The sequence below is a fragment of the Pseudomonas sp. B28(2017) genome, from assembly GCF_002113025.1.
Classification (GTDB): domain Bacteria; phylum Pseudomonadota; class Gammaproteobacteria; order Pseudomonadales; family Pseudomonadaceae; genus Aquipseudomonas.
On the sequence record NZ_NEJH01000003.1, the window covers coordinates 229,784 to 248,975 of the forward strand.

Below are 19,192 nucleotides of genomic sequence, written 5' to 3' on the forward strand. Positions count from 1 at the left end.
CAATTGCAGGAGTATAACCAGCTTGCTTGGGGCCACGCCTCAGAAACCGTGAAGGTTGTCACACTTGGCCGTATTGTTGGCCATGACGCAGCCATCGATCGAGTAGCGGGCTGACGTGGGCCGGCCAGCGCTCGAGCAATGCCTGGGCGGCATCCCGCACGGCGGGCAACAAATCGGCATCGCGCATCAGGTCGGCGACCTTGAATTGAAGCAAACCGGTCTGGCGCGTGCCGAGCATTTCACCGGGGCCGCGCAGTTCGAGGTCTTTTTCGGCGATGACAAAGCCGTCGTTTGTTTCACGCATGATACCCAGCCGTTGACGACCGATCTGCGACAGCGGCGGATGGTAGAGCAGCACGCAATGGCTGACGGCGCTGCCCCGGCCGACGCGGCCACGCAATTGGTGCAGTTGCGCCAGGCCCAGGCGTTCGGGGTTCTCGATGATCATCAGGCTGGCGTTGGGCACGTCGACGCCCACCTCAATCACCGTGGTCGCAACCAACAGCTGCAGATTGCCGGCCTTGAATTCGGCCATCACCGCGGCTTTTTCCGCAGGCTTCATACGGCCGTGGATCAGCCCGACCTTCAGCTCGCCGAGGGCGGCGGTGAGGTCCTCGAAGGTGGTTTCGGCGGCTTGGCAGGTCAACTCTTCCGACTCTTCGATCAGGGTGCACACCCAATAGGCCTGACGCCCTTCGGCGCAAGCGCTGCGTACCCGCTCGATGACTTCGACCCGTCGGGTGTCGGTGATCAGCACGGTGTTCACCGGCGTTCGACCGGGGGGCAATTCGTCGAGGATCGAGGTGTCGAGATCGGCGTAGGCGCTCATGGCCAGCGTGCGCGGGATCGGCGTGGCGGTCATGATCAACTGGTGCGGGCACATGCGCCCACCGACACCCTTCTGCCGTAAGGCCAAACGCTGCTGCACGCCGAAACGGTGCTGTTCGTCGATGATCACCAGCGCCAGGTTCTGGAATTGCACTTCATCCTGGAACAGCGCGTGAGTGCCGACCACCATCGGCGTGCCGTTGGCGATTTGCTCCAGTGCGGCCGTGCGGTTCTTGCCCTTGAGCTTGCCGGCGAGCCACGCGACTTCGATGCCCAGCGGTTCGAGCCAGCGCTTGAAGGTTATGAAGTGCTGCTCGGCGAGAATTTCGGTGGGCGCCATCAGGGCCACCTGATGACCGGCCTCCAGCGCTTGCAGCGCGGCGAGTGCGGCGACCACGGTTTTACCGGCGCCGACGTCACCCTGGATCAGCCGCAGCATCGGTTCGTGCTGGCTGAGGTCGTAAGCGATTTCGTTGCCGACCCGTTGCTGGGCGCCGGTCGGGTTGAAGCCGAGGTTGGCCAGGTATTTGGCTGGCAGCCTCGTTGCCTTGGGCATCGCTGGCGCACGCAGGGCGCGCATGCTTTCGCGCAGGCGCTGTTGCGACAGTTGATGAGTCAGCAATTCTTCGAAGGCCAGGCGGTGCTGCGCCCAGTGGTGACCGAGGGCCAGTTCATCGACGTCGGCATCGGCGGGCGGGTTGTGCAGGTAGCGAATCGCATCGGCCAGCGGCGCCAATTGGTAGTCCCGGGCCAGTTCGTTCGGCAGCCAGTCGGGCAGGCTGCTGGGGCCGAGCAGGGTGAGGGTCTGCATGCACAACTGGCGTAAGCGCTGTTGGGTCAGGCCTTCGGTGAGCGGATACACCGGGGTCAGGGTTTCATCCACGGGCGGCGGCTCGTCACCGTTGATGGCACGGTATTCCGGGTGGTAGATCTCCAGCCCCGAAGCACCGGGCCGCGCCTCGCCGTAGCAGCGAATCCGCGTGCCGCGTTTGAGGCCTTCTTTCTGCGCGTTGCTGAAATGGTAGAAGCGCAGGCTCAAGCCCCCGGTACCATCCTGCAACCGAACCACGAGGCTGCGCCGCCGCCCCATGACCACATCAGCGCCGCTGACGGTGCCTTCGATGACGGCGTCCTGACCGGGCCGCAACGCGCCGATCGGGACCACGCGGGTGCGATCCTGATAGCGCAGGGGCAGGTGAAACAAGACGTCCTGGAGGTTTTCCAGGCCGACCTTGGCCAGTTTCTCGGCCATGGCTTCACCGACACCCTTGAGTGCCGTCACCGACACTTGCGACAACTCGCTCATGGCCGTTGCTTAGCCAACAGCGACTTGCGCCGCTGGCTTGGCCACCGAGCACAGGCGAATGGAGTCGGCGAGGATTTCAATCGCTTTCGGGCGCGGGAAGCTGGCGCGCCAGGCAATGGCCACGGTGCGGAACGGTACGGGTGCCGACAACGGACGCACTTCGATCACGCCTGGGGCGTAGTGATGGCTGTCGACCGCGGACAACGGCAGGATCGAAATACCCAGGCCGGACGCGACCATGTGGCGAATGGTTTCCAGGGAGCTGGATTCCACCGTGGTGTGCTTGGCGCCGTCGTTGCCTTTGGTCAGGGTCGGGCAGGCTTCCAGCACCTGGTCGCGGAAGCAGTGACCTTCGCCGAGCAGCAGCAGGCTCTTGTCGTTGAGCAGGCTGGCGTCTATGGATTCTTTTTGCGTCCACGGGTGCTGGGCCGGCATCAGTACGTAGAACGGCTCGTCGTAGAGTTGCAGGGTCAGCACATCGGCTTCGCTGAACGGCAGGGCGATGATGATCGCGTCGAGCTCGCCGTTGCGCAGTTTGTCGCGCAGCACGTGGGTGAAGTTTTCTTCGATGTACAACGGCATCTGCGGGGCTACCCGGTGCAGTTGCGGAATCAGGTGTGGGAACAGGTATGGCCCGACGGTATAGATTGCGCCGACTTTCAGCGGGGCGGTCAGTTGGTTCTTGCCGGCCTGGGCCAGTTCGCGGATGCCCTGGGCTTGTTCCAGTACCTTTTGAGCCTGGGCCACGATGCCTTCGCCGACCGGAGTCAGGCGCACGGCGCTTTTGCTGCGCTCGAAAATCAGCACACCGAGTTCGTCTTCAAGCTTTTTCACGCCCACCGAAAGGGTCGGCTGACTGACGTGGCAACGCTCGGCGGCGTGGCCGAAGTGCTGCTCTTGGGCGAGGGTAACGATGTAGCGTAATTCTGTGAGGGTCATAGCAAGCGTCCATGAAGTTGCGGGCCAAGCATACCGGCTGCAATCGATAGACGCACGTTATCAGACTGAGAGTGTGTAGGAGCGAGCCAGCTCGCGAAAAACCTGAGACCGCCGTGGGGTGTCAGGCTCGCCGCGTTATCGTTGACGACCATCGCGAGCAAGCTCGCTCCTACAGTGGTTCGGCGGTGCTTTACCGCCGGCGTTTTTCCAGCGAATACACAAACGGTGCAACGATTTCGATGGAGCCATTGGTCAGCATGTCGGCCGGTGGCTTGGGCAGCGGTTGAGCGCGGCGGATCATTTCCAGGGTAGCCCGGTCCAGATCGGCCGTGCCCGAGGCGCCTACCAGCTCAAACGACAACACATTGCCTTCGGCATCCACCACGAAGCGCAGACGGTTCATCCCTTCCTTGCCCCGCGCCTGTGCACTGGCCGGGTACTTTTTGTACTTCTGCAAGTGCGCCAGCAGCGTGCCTTGCCAGCTGGCCTTGGCTGCCAGTTGAGCCGGCGACGGGCCTGGGGCAGGCTGGGCGGATTTCTCCGTTGGCGCCTGAGTCTGTTGCGTTTCGGCCGGTTTTTCTTCGGCCGGTTTTTCCTTCGGCGGTTCGGGTTTCTTCTCTACCGGCTTGGGCGGCTGTGGCTTCGGCTTTGGCTTGACGGGCTTGGGCACGGCAATTTCAGCTTTCGGCGCTTCAGCGAGCTTGGGGATCGGCAGTTCTTCAACCGGAGCCGGTGGTTGCGGAGGGGTGACGACCTTCGGCGGAGCAGGCGGTGGCGGGGCAGGAATCGGTGCCAGTTCGACCAGCATTGCCTGAGGGGGCAATTCGATGGGCGGACGGGCGGACCAGTTCAGCGCCAGCGCAATGGCCAGCGCGTGAACACCCAGCACCACGGCCAGGCTACCGCTGTAACGCGTCAGCTTATGGCGCGTCGTGATCATTTCTTGACTGCCGACTCGAGACCGACCAGACCGACCTTCAGGTAACCCGCCGAGCGCAGGTTATCCATCACATTCATCAGGTCGCCGTAATCCACGCCTTTGTCGGCCTGGAAGAAAATCGTCGTGTCTTTCTTGCCCTGGGTCCTGGCGTCGAGCGTGGCGCCGAGTGCTTCAGCCTTCACTTCGTCTTCACCGAGGAACAGGCGCTGGTCAGCCTTGACGCTGAGGAACACCGGTTTCTCTGGTCGCGGCGCCGGTTTGGCAGTGGAAGCGGGCAGGTCGACCTTGATGTCCACGGTGGCCAGCGGGGCTGCCACCATGAAGATGATCAACAGCACCAGCATCACGTCGATGAACGGCGTGACGTTGATTTCGTGGTTTTCGGACAGATCGTCGTCTGCCCCTTCTTTCAAATGCAGGCCCATGGCCGATTACCCCACTTTCACCATGTGCGGTTGCGAGCTGCGCTCAGGCTGGTGATCGAGGTCGCGACTGACCAGCAGCAGGACTTGCGCCGAAGCGTCGGACACCTGCGCCTTGTAGCCGGCGATGGAGCGGGCGAACACGTTGTAGATCACGACTGCGGGAATCGCCGCGACCAGGCCCAGCGCGGTCGCCAGCAGGGCTTCGGCGATGCCCGGGGCCACGACGGCGAGGTTGGTGGTCTGGGTTTTGGCGATGCCGATGAAGCTGTTCATGATGCCCCACACGGTACCGAACAGGCCGACGAACGGCGCAGTGGAGCCGATGGTCGCCAGTACGCCGGTGCCGCTGCTCATGTTGCGACCGCAGGCCGCGACCAGGCGCTCAAGGCGGAAGCTGACGCGTTCCTTGATGCCTTCTTTCTCACGGCTGTTGACCGACAGGCGCATCTCTTCGAGAGCGTCATGAACCAGCAGGTTGGCCAGGGTGCCTTCCTTTGCTGCAGTGGCGCTGGCTTCCTTGAGGGAGGCAGATTTTTTCAGTTGGGCGATTTCACCGCGCAGACGACGCTTGGCGCCCGTCAACTCAAGACCCTTGGCGATCCAGATGGTCCAGGTAATGATCGAGGCGATGGCCAGGCCGATCATCACGATTTTCACGATGATGTCGGCATTCTTGTACATGCCCCACGGCGACAGGTCATGGGCCATGCCCAGCGTGTTGTCGGCTTCGAGGACTTCAGGAGCGTCTTCGCCCAAGACTTCTGCCGGTGCTGCCTGGGCAGGATCGGTCGCGGCCGGGGCAGCGTGATCGGCAGGAGCAGCGGTTGCGGCAGCTGGAGTGGCCGGCGCCTGGGCGTCAGCGAAAGCGGCAACCGGCGCCAGCATCAGGCTGAGGAGCAGGGCGGCCACCGCGCTCCAGGCGCGAGGTCGTTTGGTTGGCGAAGCGGGGAAATGATTGCGTGTCATGCTGGCCGGACCTGAGAGAATAAACGGGTGATGTTCTTCCAGGCCTCGAAAGGCCGAGAACAAAAGTGGGGCGCATTATTGCAAGTAATTCTTGTTAACAGAAGTAATAGCGTCTCTTTTTTTCCTGCATTGCTAGCTGCCTGTCTATTGCCGGCGCTAGTCTGTGGCTTTCCGACGGGAGTTTTCTGATGTCTGCACCTACTGTTTTGATCGCCGGCTGCGGTGATGTCGGCAGTCGCCTGGCTACACAACTGCTGGCGGCAGGATGGGAGGTTCATGGTCTGCGACGCGACGTTTCACGTCTGCCCGTGGGCGTCATCGGCGTTGCCGGTGACTTGTTCAACAAAAACTGCCCGGACACTTGGCCAGTCGGCGCCGTGGATTACCTGGTGTATTGCGCGGCGGCCACCGATCACGATGAAGCCGGTTACCGCGCCGCCTATGTCCAAGGCCTGGAGCATGTGCTGGAGTGGCTGAACGACTACGGACAGGTGCCCAACCGCCTGTTGTTCGTTTCCAGCAGCAGTGTTTACGGACAGCAGGATGGCGAATGGGTCGACGAGACTTCGCTGGCCGTGGCGGCGGGCTATTCCGGACGTGTGATGCTCGAGGCCGAGCAACTTGCCCTTGAAAGCGGCATTCCGGCGAGTATCGTGCGTTTGACCGGCATTTACGGCCCCGGTCGTGAATGGCTGCTGACGCAGGTGCGCCGGGGTTATCGCGTGGCGGTTGAGCCACCGTTGTATGCCAATCGGATTCATGCGGACGATGCCGCAGGGTTGATGGCGTGCCTGCTTGAGGCGGATCGGCGTGGAGTGGCGCTGGATGATGTCTACATCGGCGTCGATGACGAGCCGGCAGCATTGGCCGATGTGGTGAACTGGTTGCGCGGGTATCTGGGTGTGACCGAGTGGGACGACGACGCCAGCGTGCGTCGCACCGGCAGCAAGCGTTGCACTAATGCGCGGGCCAAAGCCTTGGGCTGGACGCCGAAGTATCCAAGCTTCCGCGAGGGTTATGCGGCGATTCTTGAAGGCCGCTGCTGACTTCCAGGCACCGTAAACACTGTGGGGCGAGCTCGCTCCCACAGGTGTTTTGTGGTGCTTTCAAGGGGCGCTTATTGCTTCTCGAGTAACCACTTGCGTTCACCTGGGGTGAACGAGGGCATCTCGTCCGCCTGCGCCGTGTTCACGGCCTGGAAAATCTCCAGCTCTTTGCCCTTGCGCGCAAAGATCCAGGCGTTGCCCTGGCCATTGAGTTGCAGCCACATGTTGTCGTTGCCGCCGCTCATGGATGCGCAATCGCCAGCCAGGCACAACGCATAACGATCGCTGCCTGGCAGGCCGGTCACCTGGCCATCGGCCTGGAATTGAACCGTGCTGCCTTCGCCTGGACCGCTGACGATTGTCCAGCCGCCGCCCATGTAGGCTGAATACAGTGCGCGCTCGAAGCTGGCACCGATCGGAGCGCCGTCCGGCACCGGAATCTGGGCGCGATCGAAAACCTGCTCAGGCTCGTTGTCGCTGGCAGACTGGCTCAGTTGCTTGCCGTCACGCTTCAGTTCGCTGGCCGAACTGCCATAAAAGTCGACTTTCCAGGCGCCGGATTCTTCACCCAGCAGCTTGCCTTCGACGTTTTCAAAACCGTTGGTGTAGCGGGCCTGGCTGGCCTTGGTGTTGATGTCCCACTCCAGGTTCGGGCCATAGGCCTGGAGCGCTTCACGCAGGGGGACGCCTTTGGCTGCAGCATCGATCGCCACCTGGTTGATCCAGGTGCCGCTGATATCACGATCGGCAGGGTTGCTGGCACATCCGCCCAGGAACAGGGCGAGCAGCGAGAGAGCAAGCGCGTTGCGCATGGTGGAATCCTTTCAAGCTTTCTTTACAGCAGAGCAGTCGGCGCAGCCTGGGGCTGCGCCGCACGGATTACTCGATGACCAGGATGGCATCCATTTCAACCTGTGAACCCTTTGGCAGGGCTGCTACGCCGATGGCGGCGCGGGCAGGGTAAGGCTGGTCGAAGTATTTGCCCATGATCTCGTTGACCTTGGCGAAGTGGCTCAGGTCGGTGAGGAAGATGTTCAGCTTGACGATGTCCTTGAACGAACCGCCAGCGGCTTCAGCCACGGCCTTGAGGTTCTCGAACACCTGGACGGTCTGGGCTTCGAAGCCTTCGACCAGTTCCATGGTTTTTGGGTCCAGAGGAATCTGACCCGACATGTAAACGGTGTTGCCAGCCTTGATCGCCTGGGAGTAAGTACCGATGGCGGCCGGGGCCTTGTCGCTGGTGATAACAGTCTTGGTCATTGATGACTCCTTGTAATGAGTTGGCTATGTTGGCGAGCTATGCACGCATGCGGGTGATGCGAATCACCCCGGTCAGGGCGCGCAGTTTCTTGATCACGCGGGCCAGGTGCACGCGGTCGTGCACGCTGACCACCAACTGGACCACGCTGATGCGACCATCGCGTTCGTCCATGCTGATTTTCTCGATGTTGCCGTCGGCGGCGTTGACGCTGCTGGCCAGCAGGGCGATCAGGCCGCGCTGGTGTTCCAGCTCGACGCGCAGCTCGACGTTGAATTCGCCGGTGACATCCTTGGCCCACGAGAGCTGGATGCATTTTTCCGGGTTGTGGCGGATTTCGCTGATGTTGCGGCAGTTGTCCAGATGCACGACCATGCCTTTGCCCGCGGACAGGTGGCCGACAATCGGGTCGCCCGGGATCGGCGTGCAACACTTGGCGTAGCTGAGCACCAGGCCTTCGGTACCGCGAATCGCCAGCGGGCCTTCCGGGCTTGGCAGCTGTTCGCCTTCGCCCAGCAGTCGGCGGGCCACCACATACGCCATGCGATTGCCCAGGCCGATGTCTTCCAGCAAATCTTCGATCAGTTCGAGGCGGTACTCGACGAGCATGGCCTTGATGCGCTCGGCCGGGATCTTCTCCAGCGCGCTGTCGAAACCGTTGAGGACCTTGTTCAGCAGGCGTTCGCCAAGGCTGATGGACTCGGAGCGACGTTGCAGTTTCAGTGCATGGCGAATGTGCGTACGCGCCTTGCCGGTGACCACGAAGTTGAGCCAGGCCGGGTTCGGCCGCGCGCCGGGAGCACTGACGATCTCGACCGTGGAGCCGCTTTGCAGCGGTTCGGACAGCGGCGCGAGGCGACGATTGATCCGGCAGGCGATGCAGCTGTTGCCGACGTCGGTGTGCACCGCGTAGGCAAAGTCGACGGCCGTGGAGCCCTTGGGCAGCTCCATGATCCGGCCTTTGGGCGTGAACACGTAGACCTCGTCCGGGAACAGGTCGATCTTCACGCTTTCGATGAATTCCAGCGAATTGCCGGCGCGTTGCTGCATTTCCAGCACGCCCTTGACCCACTGGCGCGCGCGGGCATGGGTGCCTTTGGGCTGCTCGTCGCCGCTGGATTTGTACAGCCAATGGGCGGCGATGCCGTTGTTGGCCATCTCTTCCATTTCGCGGGTGCGGATCTGGATCTCGATCGGCACGCCGTGCATGCCAAACAGTGTGGTGTGCAGCGACTGATAGCCGTTGGCCTTGGGGATCGCGATGTAATCCTTGAAGCGTCCCGGCAACGGTTTGTACAAATTATGTACGGCACCCAGCACGCGGTAGCAGGTATCGACCTTGTCGACGATGATCCGGAACGCGTAGACGTCCATGATCTCGTTGAAGGCCCGACGCTTGCCGCGCATTTTCTTGTAGATGCCGTAGAGGTGTTTCTGGCGACCGCTGACCTCGCCCTGGATGCCATCGATGGCCAGGCAGTGGCTCAGGGATTCTTCGATCTTGTTGACGATTTCCTTGCGGTTGCCCCGGGCGCGTTTGACGGCCTGGTAGATCCGCGCGGAGCGCATCGGGTGCATGGCCTTGAAGCCGAGGTCTTCGAACTCTATGCGGATGGCGTGCATGCCCAGCCGGTTGGCGATGGGCGCATAGATTTCCAGGGTTTCCTTGGCGATGCGCCGGCGCTTTTCGCCGGACAGCACTTCCAGAGTGCGCATGTTGTGCAGGCGGTCGGCCAGCTTGACCAGGATCACACGAATGTCGCGGGCCATGGCCATGGCCATTTTCTGGAAGTTTTCAGCCTGGGCTTCAGCCTTGGTCTCGAAGTTCATCTGGGTCAGCTTGCTGACCCCGTCGACCAGTTCGGCCACGGTTTCGCCGAATTGCGCTTGCAGCGCCTCTTTGGCAATACCGGTGTCTTCGATCACGTCATGCAGCATCGCAGCCATCAGGCTCTGATGGTCCATGTGCATGTCGGCAAGAATGTTCGCAACCGCGAGTGGGTGCGTGACGTACGCTTCGCCGCTACGGCGGCGTTGGCCGTCGTGGGCTTGTTCGGCGTAGAAATACGCTCGGCGGACCAGGTTGACCTGGTCCTTGCCGAGGTAGGTCGATAAGCGATCGGCGAGGGCGTCTATGCTCGGCATGATGTCTCCTGCCACAAGCTGTGATCCCGCGCCGTGCTACGTCGACCAGGCATAGGCTTAGACGGCCTCGTTGGACTCGTCCTCGAATGCAGCAAAAAGCGGTTCATCTTCAACGATTTCGGCTTCGGCGATAGCTGCGTAGTCGATCAGGCCTTCAGCGATTTCACGCAGGGCGACGACGGTAGGCTTGTCGTTTTCCCATGCTACTTTCGGCTCTTTGCCGCCGGTGGCCAGTTGACGGGCACGCTTGGTAGAGAGCATGACCAGCTCAAAGCGGTTATCCACGTGTTCTAGGCAGTCTTCAACGGTTACGCGGGCCATGGTCTTCCTCGTAGCAAATGCAATATGCGCGCTGCCCGGATGGGCGAGCGGACTCAACAGTTTAAAAAATCACCAGCGATTAGGGAAGCGCTGATTTTTTGACCAAGCCCTTCGACGCGCTGCAAGTGCCAATGTAAAGCCCTTGCAACGGTTTTGGGAAGAGCTGATTAACCGAGCAGTTCGGCCAGCAGTTTGCCGAAACGCACCTGTTGGCGTTTCTGCTGCAGCTGATTGGCGCGGAAAATCGCCTTCAGATCGTCCAGCGCGTGGGCGAAATCGTCGTTGATGATCAGGTAGTCGTATTCGACGTAATGGCTCATCTCGCTGACGGCTTCACGCATCCGGCCGTCGATGATCTCGTCGCTGTCCTGGCCGCGGTTGGTCAGGCGCTGGTGCAGGGCCTGGAGCGACGGCGGCAGAATGAAAATCGAGCGTGCCTGCGGCATCAGCTTGCGCACTTGCTCGGCGCCTTGCCAGTCGATTTCAAGGATCAGGTCGTGACCTTCGTCCAGTGTCTGCTGCAGGCGGCTTTGCGAGGTGCCGTAAAAGTTGCCGAAGACTTCCGCGCGTTCGAGGAAGTCGCCGTGCTCGCCCATTTTCACGAACTCTTCGCGGGTCACGAAGTGATAGTTCACGCCGTCCACTTCACCCGGACGCATGGCACGGGTGGTGTGGGAAATCGATACGCGAATCTCCGGATTGGCGTCGGTCAGGGCCTTGACCAGACTGCTCTTGCCCGCGCCCGATGGCGCGGAAATGATGTACAGGGTGCCGGTGCTGTGGGTCATGTCGGGGTAGCCTTACTCAATGTTCTGCACTTGTTCGCGCATCTGCTCGATCAACACCTTGAGGTTGACCGCAGCCTGGGTGCTGCGCGGGTCGAAGGCTTTGGAGCCCAGTGTGTTGGCTTCGCGGTTGAGTTCCTGCATCAGGAAGTCCAGGCGCCGACCGGAAGCGCCGCCGGATTTGAGTACCCGGCGAACTTCGATGATGTGAGTACTCAGGCGATCCAGTTCTTCGGCGACGTCGCTTTTTTGCGCGAGCATGACCATTTCCTGCTCCAGGCGCTGCGGATCCATCTCCGCCTTCATGTCGGCGAAGCGGTCGAGGATTTTCTGGCGCTGGGTGGCGAGCATTTGCGGGACCAGTTCGCGCAAGGTCACCACGTCTTCTTCGATGGAGCTCAGGCGCTCGTTGATCAGCCGCGCCAGCTCCGCGCCTTCGCGCTCACGGCCGGCCTTCAGCTCTTTGAGACCCTGATTGAACAGTGCCAGCGCTTCGGCGTTCAAGGCTTGCGGGTCGGTGGCGTCGCCAACCAGTACGCCGGGCCAGGCCAGGATTTCCAGCGGGTTCAGTGCTGCCGGGTTGTTGATCAGGCTGGCGATGGTCTCGGCGGCGGCGACCAGTTGTGCGGCGCGCTCCTGATCGACTTGCAGTGCTTTGCCGGTGTTTTCTTCGGTGAAGCGCAGGGTGCATTCGAGCTTGCCCCGCGATACACCCTGGCGCAGGGCCTCACGAACAGCGCCCTCGAGGTCGCGAAAGGACTCCGGCAGGCGCAGGTGGGGCTCCAGGTAGCGGCTGTTGACCGACCGCAGTTCCCAGCTCAGGGTGCCCTGGACGCTGGCTTTTTCGACGCGGGCGAAGGCGGTCATGCTGTGCACCATGGCGGTACCTCGCAATGCAGATCGGCACAGAACCGAGGTTCCGGGAATCCGATATCAATGAATTAAAGCCGACTGGCAGCAAAGGCGCAGGATTGTAGCGCAGTGGCGCGGATGCGCCCAAACACAGGGTGTGACAAAGAGCGGCAGGCCTTCGCCGGCGCGCGGTACAGAGCCATCGGTCGTCGGCGGATTTTTTTAGAAGTGCCCAGTGGCGGCCGTCGGCTCTATAATGCTCCGCAGTTTTCCGTCCCCAGTACAGGTATTCCCTATGATACGTCCAAGTGGTCGCGCTGCCGATCAGCTCCGCTCGATCCGCATCACCCGCAACTACACCAAACACGCCGAGGGTTCTGTGCTGGTCGAGTTCGGTGATACCAAGGTCATCTGCACCGTCAGCGTTGAACCGGGCGTACCGCGTTTCCTGAAAGGCCAGGGCCAGGGTTGGCTGACGGCCGAGTACGGCATGCTGCCGCGTGCTACCGGCGAGCGTAACCAGCGTGAAGCCAGCCGTGGCAAGCAGGGCGGTCGCACCCTGGAGATCCAGCGCCTGATCGGTCGCTCCCTGCGCGCCGCGCTGGACATGTCCAAACTGGGCGACATCACCCTGTACGTCGACTGCGATGTGATCCAGGCTGATGGCGGCACCCGCACTGCTTCGATCACCGGCTCCATGGTTGCGCTGATCGATGCCTTGAAAGTCATCAAGAAGCGTGGCGGCCTGAAGGGCGGCGACCCGGTCAAACAGATGATCGCCGCTGTTTCCGTGGGCATGTACAAGGGTGAGCCGGTGCTCGATCTCGACTACCTGGAGGATTCGGCCGCCGAAACTGACCTGAACGTGGTGATGACCAGCGCTGGCGGTTTCATCGAAGTCCAGGGCACTGCCGAAGGCGCGCCGTTCCAGCCTGAAGAGCTGAACGCCATGCTGGAGCTGGCCAAAAAAGGCATGAACGAAATTTTCGAACTGCAAAAGGCCGCACTGGCCGACTGACCGAACCGCTCCAGGCAAGGAGGACATCATGAGTGACGAACAACTACCGCTGCCCACGCCGAGCCAAGAGGTGCGTCAGTGGGCGATGTTTTGTCACTTGTCCGCCTTGCTGGGGATCTGGATTCCGTTCGGCACGATCATTGGCCCGCTGATTCTCTGGCAGATGAAGCGCGAGATGGACCCGTTCATCGATGCCCAGGGCAAGGAAGCGTTGAATTTTCAGATCAGCGTCGCGATCGCCTCGGCTATCTGCTTCCTGCTGATGGTGGTGATTATCGGGTTCTTCCTGTTTGGCCTGATCGCCATTGGTGCGTTGGTGCTGACCATCATCGCTGGCGTGAAGGCTAATGAAGGGCAGCCTTATCGATATCCGTTTACCTGGCGGTTGATCAAATAACGATCGGCAAGGGGCGGCGTCGCCCACAAAAAAGCCGACCCTGAGGTCGGCTTTTTTGTGTCTGCGAAACGACGCTTAAATGGTCAGCGTCCAGTCATAGTCCACGATCAGCGGTGCGTGTTGCGAGAACCGCGGCTGGCGTGGCAAGCGTGCGCTGCGTACGAAGCGGCGCAGGCCCGGGGTCAGCAGTTGATAGTCGAAGCGCCAACCGAGGTTGAGCATCTCCGCCTGTTCGTTGTCCGGCCACCAGCTGTACTGGTCGCCTTCACGGCTGACTTCTCGCAGGGCGTCGACATAACCCATGTTGCCGACAATCTCGTCCATCCAGGCACGTTCAGGTGCCAGGAAGCCCGGAGATTGCTGGCTGTCGCGCCAGTTCTTGATGTCGAGCTTCTGCTGCGCCACGTACAGCGAGCCACAGTAAATGTACTCGCGACGTTTGCGCCGCTGCTTGTCCAGGTACTTACCGAAGTCGTCCATGAGCTTGAACTTCTGGTTCAAGTCCTCATCGCCGTTCATCCCCGAAGGGAGCAGCAAGGTGGCAATACTGACTTTGTCGAAATCTGCTTGCAGGTAGCGCCCGTAGCGGTCGGCCGTCTCGAAACCGAGACCGCTGATGACAGCCTTCGGTTGCAGCCGCGAATACAAAGCCACGCCGCCTTGGGCAGGGACTTCAGCATCGCAGGCATAAAGGAAGTAGCCATCCAGTTGGAAGGCTGGGTCATCCAGTTCAAAGGCGGAGGCACGGGTGTCCTGCAGGCAGATGACGTCGGCATTCTGTGCTTGCAGCCAACTGAGCAAACCACGCTCGACTGCAGCCTGAATACCATTGACGTTCACACTGATGATCCGCATAAATGGCCCCAAAAATCGCGTGCGTGTATGATACACGGCGTCAAGCTAATTAGCTAAATCCGTGGTATTTGGGGTTTTTTCATGCAAGCGTATCAGCGCGATTTCATCCGTTTTGCCATCGATCGCGGCGTTTTGCGCTTCGGTGAGTTCACCCTGAAGTCCGGGCGCACCAGTCCTTACTTCTTCAACGCGGGCCTGTTCAACTCGGGTTCGGCCCTGGCGCAGCTGGGGCGTTTCTACGCCGCCGCCATTGCCGAGAGCGGCATTTCGTTCGACGTGCTGTTTGGGCCTGCCTACAAAGGCATCCCGCTGGCTGCGACTACCGCTGTCGCGCTGGCCGAGCATCACGACCGTGACCTGCCATGGTGCTTCAACCGCAAGGAAGCCAAGGCCCACGGCGAAGGCGGCAGCCTGGTTGGCGCACCGCTGACCGGTGAAGTGCTGATCATCGACGACGTGATCACCGCTGGCACCGCCATCCGTGAAGTGATGCAGATCATTGCCTCCCAGGACGGCGCCAAGGCGGCAGGCGTGCTGATCGCCCTGAACCGTCAGGAGCGTGGCAATGGCGAGTTGTCGGCGATCCAGGAAGTCGAGCGTGACTTTGGCATCCCGGTCATCAGCATCGTTTCGCTGAACCAGGTGCTGGAATTCCTGGCGGACGATCCGCAGCTCAAGCAGCATCTGCCAGCCGTGGAAGCCTATCGCGCGCAGTTCGGCGTCTAACGCACACCGCCTCCTGCAGGGATCTCTGGCAAAAAAAGCCCCCGCTCAGCCAGGCTGAGCGGGGGCTTTCTGTGTGCGCTATCGCTTAGTGGCGCTTGCGATTGCTGATCAGGGTGCCCACGCCGGTATCGGTGAAGATTTCCAGCAGGATCGCGTTTGGCACGCGGCCGTCGATGATCAAAGAGCTGCCCACACCGCCCTGGACCGCTTCCAGCGCGCAACGGATCTTCGGCAACATGCCGCCGTAGATGGTGCCGTCGGCGATCAGTTCGTCGACCTGTGCAGTGCTCAGGCCGGTCAGGACCTTGCCCGACTTGTCCATCAGGCCGGCGATGTTGGTCAGCAGCATCAGCTTCTCGGCTTTCAATGCTTCGGCGACTTTACCAGCCACCAGGTCAGCGTTGATGTTGTACGACTCGCCGTTGGCACCGACACCGATGGGCGCGATCACCGGAATGAAGTCGCCCTTGACCAGCAGGTTCAGCAGGTCGGTGTTGATCCCGACCACTTCGCCCACATGGCCGATGTCGATGATTTCCGGGGTGGTCATCTCCGGGGTCTGGCGGGTGACGGTGAGCTTCTTCGCACGAATCAGCTCGGCGTCCTTGCCGGTCAGGCCGATGGCGCTGCCGCCATGACGGTTGATCAGGTTGACGATGTCCTTGTTGACCTGGCCGCCAAGGACCATTTCCACCACATCCATGGTCGCAGCGTCGGTGACGCGCATGCCGTCGACAAAGTGACTCTCGATCGACAGTCGCTTGAGCAGGTCACCGATTTGCGGACCGCCGCCGTGAACCACCACCGGGTTGATGCCCACGGCCTTCATCAGCACGATGTCGCGGGCGAAGCCGGTTTTCAGCTCCTCGCTTTCCATCGCGTTGCCGCCGTATTTGATCACCAGTGTCTTGCCGACATAACGGCGGATGTAAGGCAACGCTTCGGACAGGACCTTGGCGGTGTTGGCGGCGGCTTCGCGTTCGAGGGTCATTCAGGGCTCCGGGTGAATCAGAACGGTAGTTGGAGATCGGGTGCAACGCGCTTGAGCTGGATGCGGAACACATCCTTGATGCGTTGCAGTTCAGCCTCGTCATCGGCCTCGAAACGCAGCACCAGCACCGGTGTGGTGTTGGATGCGCGTACCAGGCCCCAGCCTTTGGCATAGTCGACTCGCACGCCGTCAATGGTGGTCAGGTCGGCGCCTGCGCCCCACTGTGCGTCGTGCAGTGCATCAATGATGCTGAATTTGCTCTCTTCGGTCACATGGATATTGATTTCCGGCGTAGAAATATCGTTAGGGAAGGTCGCGAACAGCTCTTCCGCCGAGGATTTTTCCTTGCTGAGGATCTCCAGCAACCGCGCGGCGCTGTAAATGCCGTCGTCGAAACCGAACCAGCGCTCCTTGAAGAAGATATGCCCGCTCATTTCGCCGGCCAACAAGGCGCCGGACTGTTTCATTTTCTTTTTGATCAACGAGTGACCGGTCTTCCACATTAGCGACTGGCCGCCGTATTCCTTGATCAGCGGGATCAGGCGGCGGGTGCATTTGACGTCGAAGATGATCTCGGCGCCAGGGTTGCGCGCCACGACGTCGCGGGCGAACAGCATCAGCAGGCGGTCCGGGTAGACGATGCTGCCGGTGTTGGTCACCACGCCGACGCGGTCGCCATCGCCATCGAAGGCCAGGCCGATGTCAGCCTGGGTTTCCTTGACCTTGTTGATCAGGTCCACGAGGTTTTCAGGCTTGCCCGGGTCCGGGTGGTGGTTCGGGAAGTTGCCATCCACTTCGCAGAACAGCGGGATGACTTCGCAGTTCAGCGCTTCGATCAGTTGCGGGGCGATCACGCCGGCCGCGCCGTTGCCGCAGTCGACGACCACTTTCAGGCGTCGGGCCAGCTTGATGTCCTGAACGATTTCGGTGGTGTAGCGGTCGAGGATCTCGACCTGGGTGATGCTGCCCTGGCCACTGCTCAGGTTGTTGGTCTTGAGGCGGTCGTGCAGGGCCTGGATCTGTTCGTTGGCCAGAGTGTCGCCGGCAATGACGATCTTGAAGCCGTTGTAGTTCGACGGGTTGTGGCTGCCGGTGAGCATCACACCGGATTTGCCGGCGAGCACGTTGGCGGCGTAGTAGAGCGCCGGAGTCGGGACCAGGCCGACATCACTGACGTGGCAGCCGCTGTCGGCGATGCCTTTGATCAGTTGTGCGACCAGCTCCGGGCCGGACAGGCGGCCATCGCGACCGACGGACACGTTCGGTTCGCCCTGGGCCAGGCTCTGGGAGCCGACGGCGCGGCCGATCCAGTAAGCGGTTTCAGCGTTCAGGAACTCTGGAACGGTGCCGCGAATGTCATAGGCGCGGAAAATGCTGTCAGGGAACTTGGGTGCGATGTTGGCCGGGGTGTTCATCTGTGGAAATGCTCCATCTCGAAAGTGGCTGGACAGGACGCCGAGTCATTCGACGGCAGGTTCAAACTGAAGGGTATGACGGCGTTTTCCACAGAGAGTTCGTGGTGTGAAAGGGCCATGACGCCCCCGACGGCAAGGGTTTGGCCAGGCAATGCCTTGATTTTCGGTGCTAAACCTTGCAGATGACAATTTGAATTTTGTGGCGAGGGAGCTTAATCCCCCGCCACAGAAGAGCGTGACCGGATCAACGAGTACCGGTATGGCCGAAACCGCCAGTGCCGCGCTCGGTTTCAACAAACTCTTCAACCATCTCGAAGTGAGCCTGCACCACCGGCACCAGCACCAGTTGCGCCAGGCGCTCGCCGACCGGCATGGTGAATTCGGTCTGGCCACGGTTCCAGCAGGAGACCATCAATGGGCCCTGGTAGTCGGAGTCGATCAGCCCCACCAGGTTACCCAGCACGATGCCGTGCTTATGGCCCATTCCCGAGCGCGGCAGAATCAGCGCTGCCAGGTTCGGGTCACCGATGTAGACCGACAGACCGGTGGGGATCAGCACGGTTTCACCCGGCTTGATCACGGTGTCCTGTTCCAGCATGGCACGCAGGTCGAGGCCGGCGGAGCCCGGTGTGGCGTATTGCGGCAGCGGGAATTCGGTACCGATGCGGGGGTCGAGGATCTTGGCTTGCAAAGCGTGCATGTAAATTAAACCTGGTTCAGACGTTCGGCGATAAAAGCGATCAGCTGGCGAGCAATCTTGCTCTTGCTGGTCTGGGCGAAGAGTGTGGCGTGAAGCTCACGGTCGATGACGCTGCAGGCGTTTTCTTCGCTGTTGAAGCCAATGCTCGGGTTGGCGACGTCGTTGGCGACGATCAAATCGAGATTCTTGTCTTTCAACTTGCGTGCAGCGTAATCGAGCAGGTGCTCGGTCTCGGCGGCGAAACCGACACTGAACGGGCGGTCGGGACGGGTGGCGATGGTGGCCAGAATGTCCGGGTTGCGCACCATCTGCAGCAGCAAGCCGTCGCCGTTCGTAGGATCTTTCTTGAGCTTCTGTGGGGCGACGACTTCCGGGCGGTAATCCGCGACTGCTGCCGAGGCGATGAACAGGTCGCAAGGGATCGCCGCTTCGCAGGCGGCCAGCATGTCGCGGGCGCTGACCACGTCGATGCGGGTGACGCGATCCGGGGTCGGCAGATGCACCGGGCCGGTGATCAAGGTCACGCGGGCACCCGCTTCCACGGCCGCTTCGGCCAGGGCAAAGCCCATTTTCCCGGAGCTGTGGTTGGTGATGTAACGCACCGGGTCGATGTTTTCCTGGGTCGGGCCGGCCGTGATCAGCACGTGTTTTCCGGTCAGTGCCTGACGCTGGAAACAGTCGGCGGCGCACTGGGCCAGTTCAAGGGCTTCGAGCATGCGCCCCAGGCCGACGTCGCCACAGGCCTGGCTACCGGACGCCGGGCCGAAGACCTTGATGTCGCGGCTTTCGAGGGTTTGCAGGTTGGCCTGGGTCGCCGGATCGCGCCACATCGCCTGGTTCATGGCTGGCGCAACGGCGACCACTGCGTCGGTGGCCAGCACCAGCGTGGTCAGCAGGTCATCGGCAATGCCTTGGGCCAGGCGGGCGATCAGGTCCGCCGTGGCAGGGGCGATCAGCACCAGGTCGGCCCATTTGGCCAGTTCGATATGCCCCATGGCCGCTTCGGCCGCCGGGTCCAGCAGGTCCAGGTGGACCGGGTGCCCGGACAGGGCCTGCATGGTCAGCGGGGTGATGAATTCTGCGCCGCCTCGGGTCATGACCACGCGCACTTCGGCGCCCTGATCGATCAGGCGGCGAACCAGGTCGGCGCTCTTGTAGGCTGCGATGCCGCCGCCGACGCCCAGAACAATGCGTTTCCGATACAGCCGCTGCATAGGCCTGCCTTTCAATTCGTTGGTGACATACGTGGCGAAACCCCCTCCCCAGGGTGAATTCGCCC

The 19,192-nt window shown here is 61.4% G+C and carries 19 protein-coding genes and 1 pseudogene; 4 read left to right on the forward strand and 16 right to left on the reverse strand.

Translation table 11 applies throughout. The annotated features are described in order from the left end of the window. Positions 1-58: 58 nt before the first annotated feature. The 5 genes from recG to exbB all read right to left on the reverse strand — a co-directional run bounded on the left by recG (position 59) and on the right by exbB (position 5,404). Entirely contained in the window at positions 59-2,134 is a 2,076-nt protein-coding gene (gene recG, locus CAF65_RS10300; RefSeq protein WP_085716197.1) for an ATP-dependent DNA helicase RecG, read from the reverse strand. A 9-nt stretch (positions 2,135-2,143) separates the two neighbouring features. Next, positions 2,144-3,073: a hydrogen peroxide-inducible genes activator gene (locus CAF65_RS10305; protein ID WP_008018277.1), complete on the reverse strand. Its 930-nt coding sequence runs from the start codon at positions 3,071-3,073 to the stop codon at positions 2,144-2,146. A 190-nt stretch (positions 3,074-3,263) separates the two neighbouring features. Beyond that, a complete protein-coding gene (locus tag CAF65_RS10310) occupies positions 3,264-4,013 on the reverse strand; it encodes an energy transducer TonB (RefSeq protein WP_085716198.1) in 750 nt (249 codons plus the stop codon). After that, the gene (exbD, locus tag CAF65_RS10315; protein ID WP_085716199.1) at positions 4,010-4,438 is read right to left on the reverse strand and encodes a TonB system transport protein ExbD; all 429 of its coding nucleotides are present in this window, start codon (positions 4,436-4,438) and stop codon (positions 4,010-4,012) included. The genes CAF65_RS10310 and exbD overlap by 4 nt, the downstream gene beginning before the upstream one ends. A gap of 6 nt (positions 4,439-4,444) precedes the next feature. Then, positions 4,445-5,404 (reverse strand): tonB-system energizer ExbB, encoded by a 960-nt coding sequence (exbB, locus tag CAF65_RS10320; protein ID WP_085716552.1) that lies wholly within the window; start codon positions 5,402-5,404, stop codon positions 4,445-4,447. Positions 5,405-5,592: 188 nt separating this feature from the next. Here exbB and CAF65_RS10325 point away from each other — a divergent pair, with 188 nt between their 5' ends. Continuing rightward, the gene (locus tag CAF65_RS10325) at positions 5,593-6,450 is read left to right on the forward strand and encodes an SDR family oxidoreductase (protein WP_085716200.1); all 858 of its coding nucleotides are present in this window, start codon (positions 5,593-5,595) and stop codon (positions 6,448-6,450) included. A 71-nt stretch (positions 6,451-6,521) separates the two neighbouring features. On the opposite strand, the gene CAF65_RS10330 is transcribed toward CAF65_RS10325, so the two are convergent. From CAF65_RS10330 to CAF65_RS10355, 6 genes are all read right to left on the reverse strand, one after another. Then, on the reverse strand, positions 6,522-7,262 hold the full coding sequence (locus CAF65_RS10330) for a hypothetical protein (protein ID WP_085716201.1): 741 nt from the start codon (positions 7,260-7,262) through the stop codon (positions 6,522-6,524). 67 nt (positions 7,263-7,329) lie between these two features. Beyond that, entirely contained in the window at positions 7,330-7,710 is a 381-nt protein-coding gene (locus CAF65_RS10335) for a RidA family protein (RefSeq protein WP_003229509.1), read from the reverse strand. Positions 7,711-7,747: 37 nt separating this feature from the next. After that, positions 7,748-9,853 (reverse strand): bifunctional GTP diphosphokinase/guanosine-3',5'-bis pyrophosphate 3'-pyrophosphohydrolase, encoded by a 2,106-nt coding sequence (gene spoT / locus CAF65_RS10340; RefSeq protein ID WP_085716202.1) that lies wholly within the window; start codon positions 9,851-9,853, stop codon positions 7,748-7,750. Between the two features lie 57 nt (positions 9,854-9,910). Beyond that, on the reverse strand, positions 9,911-10,174 hold the full coding sequence (gene rpoZ, locus CAF65_RS10345) for a DNA-directed RNA polymerase subunit omega (RefSeq protein ID WP_007921129.1): 264 nt from the start codon (positions 10,172-10,174) through the stop codon (positions 9,911-9,913). 167 nt (positions 10,175-10,341) lie between these two features. Next, positions 10,342-10,962 carry a guanylate kinase gene (gmk, locus tag CAF65_RS10350; protein WP_003229498.1) on the reverse strand — a complete coding sequence of 207 codons (621 nt, stop codon included), beginning with the start codon at positions 10,960-10,962 and terminating at the stop codon, positions 10,342-10,344. Positions 10,963-10,974: 12 nt separating this feature from the next. Then, entirely contained in the window at positions 10,975-11,838 is an 864-nt protein-coding gene (locus tag CAF65_RS10355; protein ID WP_085716203.1) for a YicC/YloC family endoribonuclease, read from the reverse strand. 268 nt (positions 11,839-12,106) lie between these two features. Here CAF65_RS10355 and rph point away from each other — a divergent pair, with 268 nt between their 5' ends. Together rph and CAF65_RS10365 are read left to right on the forward strand one after the other, a co-directional pair. After that, on the forward strand, positions 12,107-12,829 hold the full coding sequence (rph, locus tag CAF65_RS10360; RefSeq protein ID WP_057395880.1) for a ribonuclease PH: 723 nt from the start codon (positions 12,107-12,109) through the stop codon (positions 12,827-12,829). A 28-nt stretch (positions 12,830-12,857) separates the two neighbouring features. Then, the gene (locus CAF65_RS10365; protein WP_007996522.1) at positions 12,858-13,226 is read left to right on the forward strand and encodes a DUF4870 domain-containing protein; all 369 of its coding nucleotides are present in this window, start codon (positions 12,858-12,860) and stop codon (positions 13,224-13,226) included. 75 nt (positions 13,227-13,301) lie between these two features. Here the strand turns inward: CAF65_RS10365 and CAF65_RS10370 are convergent, their stop codons facing one another. Continuing rightward, a complete protein-coding gene (locus CAF65_RS10370) occupies positions 13,302-14,081 on the reverse strand; it encodes an exodeoxyribonuclease III (protein ID WP_003229491.1) in 780 nt (259 codons plus the stop codon). Between the two features lie 81 nt (positions 14,082-14,162). On the opposite strand from CAF65_RS10370, the gene pyrE reads away from it, so the two are divergent. Further along, positions 14,163-14,807: an orotate phosphoribosyltransferase gene (pyrE, locus tag CAF65_RS10375; RefSeq protein WP_027616815.1), complete on the forward strand. Its 645-nt coding sequence runs from the start codon at positions 14,163-14,165 to the stop codon at positions 14,805-14,807. Positions 14,808-14,892: 85 nt separating this feature from the next. On the opposite strand, the gene argB is transcribed toward pyrE, so the two are convergent. The 4 genes and pseudogenes from argB to coaBC form a co-directional block, all read right to left on the reverse strand. Then, positions 14,893-15,798 carry an acetylglutamate kinase gene (gene argB, locus CAF65_RS10380; protein ID WP_007996521.1) on the reverse strand — a complete coding sequence of 302 codons (906 nt, stop codon included), beginning with the start codon at positions 15,796-15,798 and terminating at the stop codon, positions 14,893-14,895. 17 nt (positions 15,799-15,815) lie between these two features. Beyond that, positions 15,816-17,192: pseudogene (locus CAF65_RS10385) on the reverse strand (phosphomannomutase/phosphoglucomutase); the annotation flags it as partial. A 265-nt stretch (positions 17,193-17,457) separates the two neighbouring features. Next, positions 17,458-17,913, reverse strand: coding sequence for a dUTP diphosphatase (gene dut, locus CAF65_RS10390; RefSeq protein ID WP_007975171.1), 456 nt, complete (start codon positions 17,911-17,913; stop codon positions 17,458-17,460). A 5-nt stretch (positions 17,914-17,918) separates the two neighbouring features. After that, positions 17,919-19,127, reverse strand: a complete 1,209-nt coding sequence (coaBC, locus tag CAF65_RS10395) for a bifunctional phosphopantothenoylcysteine decarboxylase/phosphopantothenate--cysteine ligase CoaBC (RefSeq protein ID WP_085716205.1) — start codon at positions 19,125-19,127, stop codon at positions 17,919-17,921. Between the last annotated feature and the right edge of the window lie 65 nt (positions 19,128-19,192).

Coding starts and splice junctions, on each gene's coding strand:
- recG (WP_085716197.1), bottom strand. CDS start 2,134: ATGAGCGAGTTGTCGCAAGTGTCGGTGACGGCACTCAAGGGTGTCGGT.
- CAF65_RS10305 (WP_008018277.1), bottom strand. CDS start 3,073: ATGACCCTCACAGAATTACGCTACATCGTTACCCTCGCCCAAGAGCAG.
- CAF65_RS10310 (WP_085716198.1), bottom strand. CDS start 4,013: ATGATCACGACGCGCCATAAGCTGACGCGTTACAGCGGTAGCCTGGCC.
- exbD (WP_085716199.1), bottom strand. CDS start 4,438: ATGGGCCTGCATTTGAAAGAAGGGGCAGACGACGATCTGTCCGAAAAC.
- exbB (WP_085716552.1), bottom strand. CDS start 5,404: ATGACACGCAATCATTTCCCCGCTTCGCCAACCAAACGACCTCGCGCC.
- CAF65_RS10325 (WP_085716200.1), top strand. CDS start 5,593: ATGTCTGCACCTACTGTTTTGATCGCCGGCTGCGGTGATGTCGGCAGT.
- CAF65_RS10330 (WP_085716201.1), bottom strand. CDS start 7,262: ATGCGCAACGCGCTTGCTCTCTCGCTGCTCGCCCTGTTCCTGGGCGGA.
- CAF65_RS10335 (WP_003229509.1), bottom strand. CDS start 7,710: ATGACCAAGACTGTTATCACCAGCGACAAGGCCCCGGCCGCCATCGGT.
- spoT (WP_085716202.1), bottom strand. CDS start 9,853: ATGCCGAGCATAGACGCCCTCGCCGATCGCTTATCGACCTACCTCGGC.
- rpoZ (WP_007921129.1), bottom strand. CDS start 10,174: ATGGCCCGCGTAACCGTTGAAGACTGCCTAGAACACGTGGATAACCGC.
- gmk (WP_003229498.1), bottom strand. CDS start 10,962: ATGACCCACAGCACCGGCACCCTGTACATCATTTCCGCGCCATCGGGC.
- CAF65_RS10355 (WP_085716203.1), bottom strand. CDS start 11,838: ATGGTGCACAGCATGACCGCCTTCGCCCGCGTCGAAAAAGCCAGCGTC.
- rph (WP_057395880.1), top strand. CDS start 12,107: ATGATACGTCCAAGTGGTCGCGCTGCCGATCAGCTCCGCTCGATCCGC.
- CAF65_RS10365 (WP_007996522.1), top strand. CDS start 12,858: ATGAGTGACGAACAACTACCGCTGCCCACGCCGAGCCAAGAGGTGCGT.
- CAF65_RS10370 (WP_003229491.1), bottom strand. CDS start 14,081: ATGCGGATCATCAGTGTGAACGTCAATGGTATTCAGGCTGCAGTCGAG.
- pyrE (WP_027616815.1), top strand. CDS start 14,163: ATGCAAGCGTATCAGCGCGATTTCATCCGTTTTGCCATCGATCGCGGC.
- argB (WP_007996521.1), bottom strand. CDS start 15,798: ATGACCCTCGAACGCGAAGCCGCCGCCAACACCGCCAAGGTCCTGTCC.
- dut (WP_007975171.1), bottom strand. CDS start 17,913: ATGCACGCTTTGCAAGCCAAGATCCTCGACCCCCGCATCGGTACCGAA.
- coaBC (WP_085716205.1), bottom strand. CDS start 19,127: ATGCAGCGGCTGTATCGGAAACGCATTGTTCTGGGCGTCGGCGGCGGC.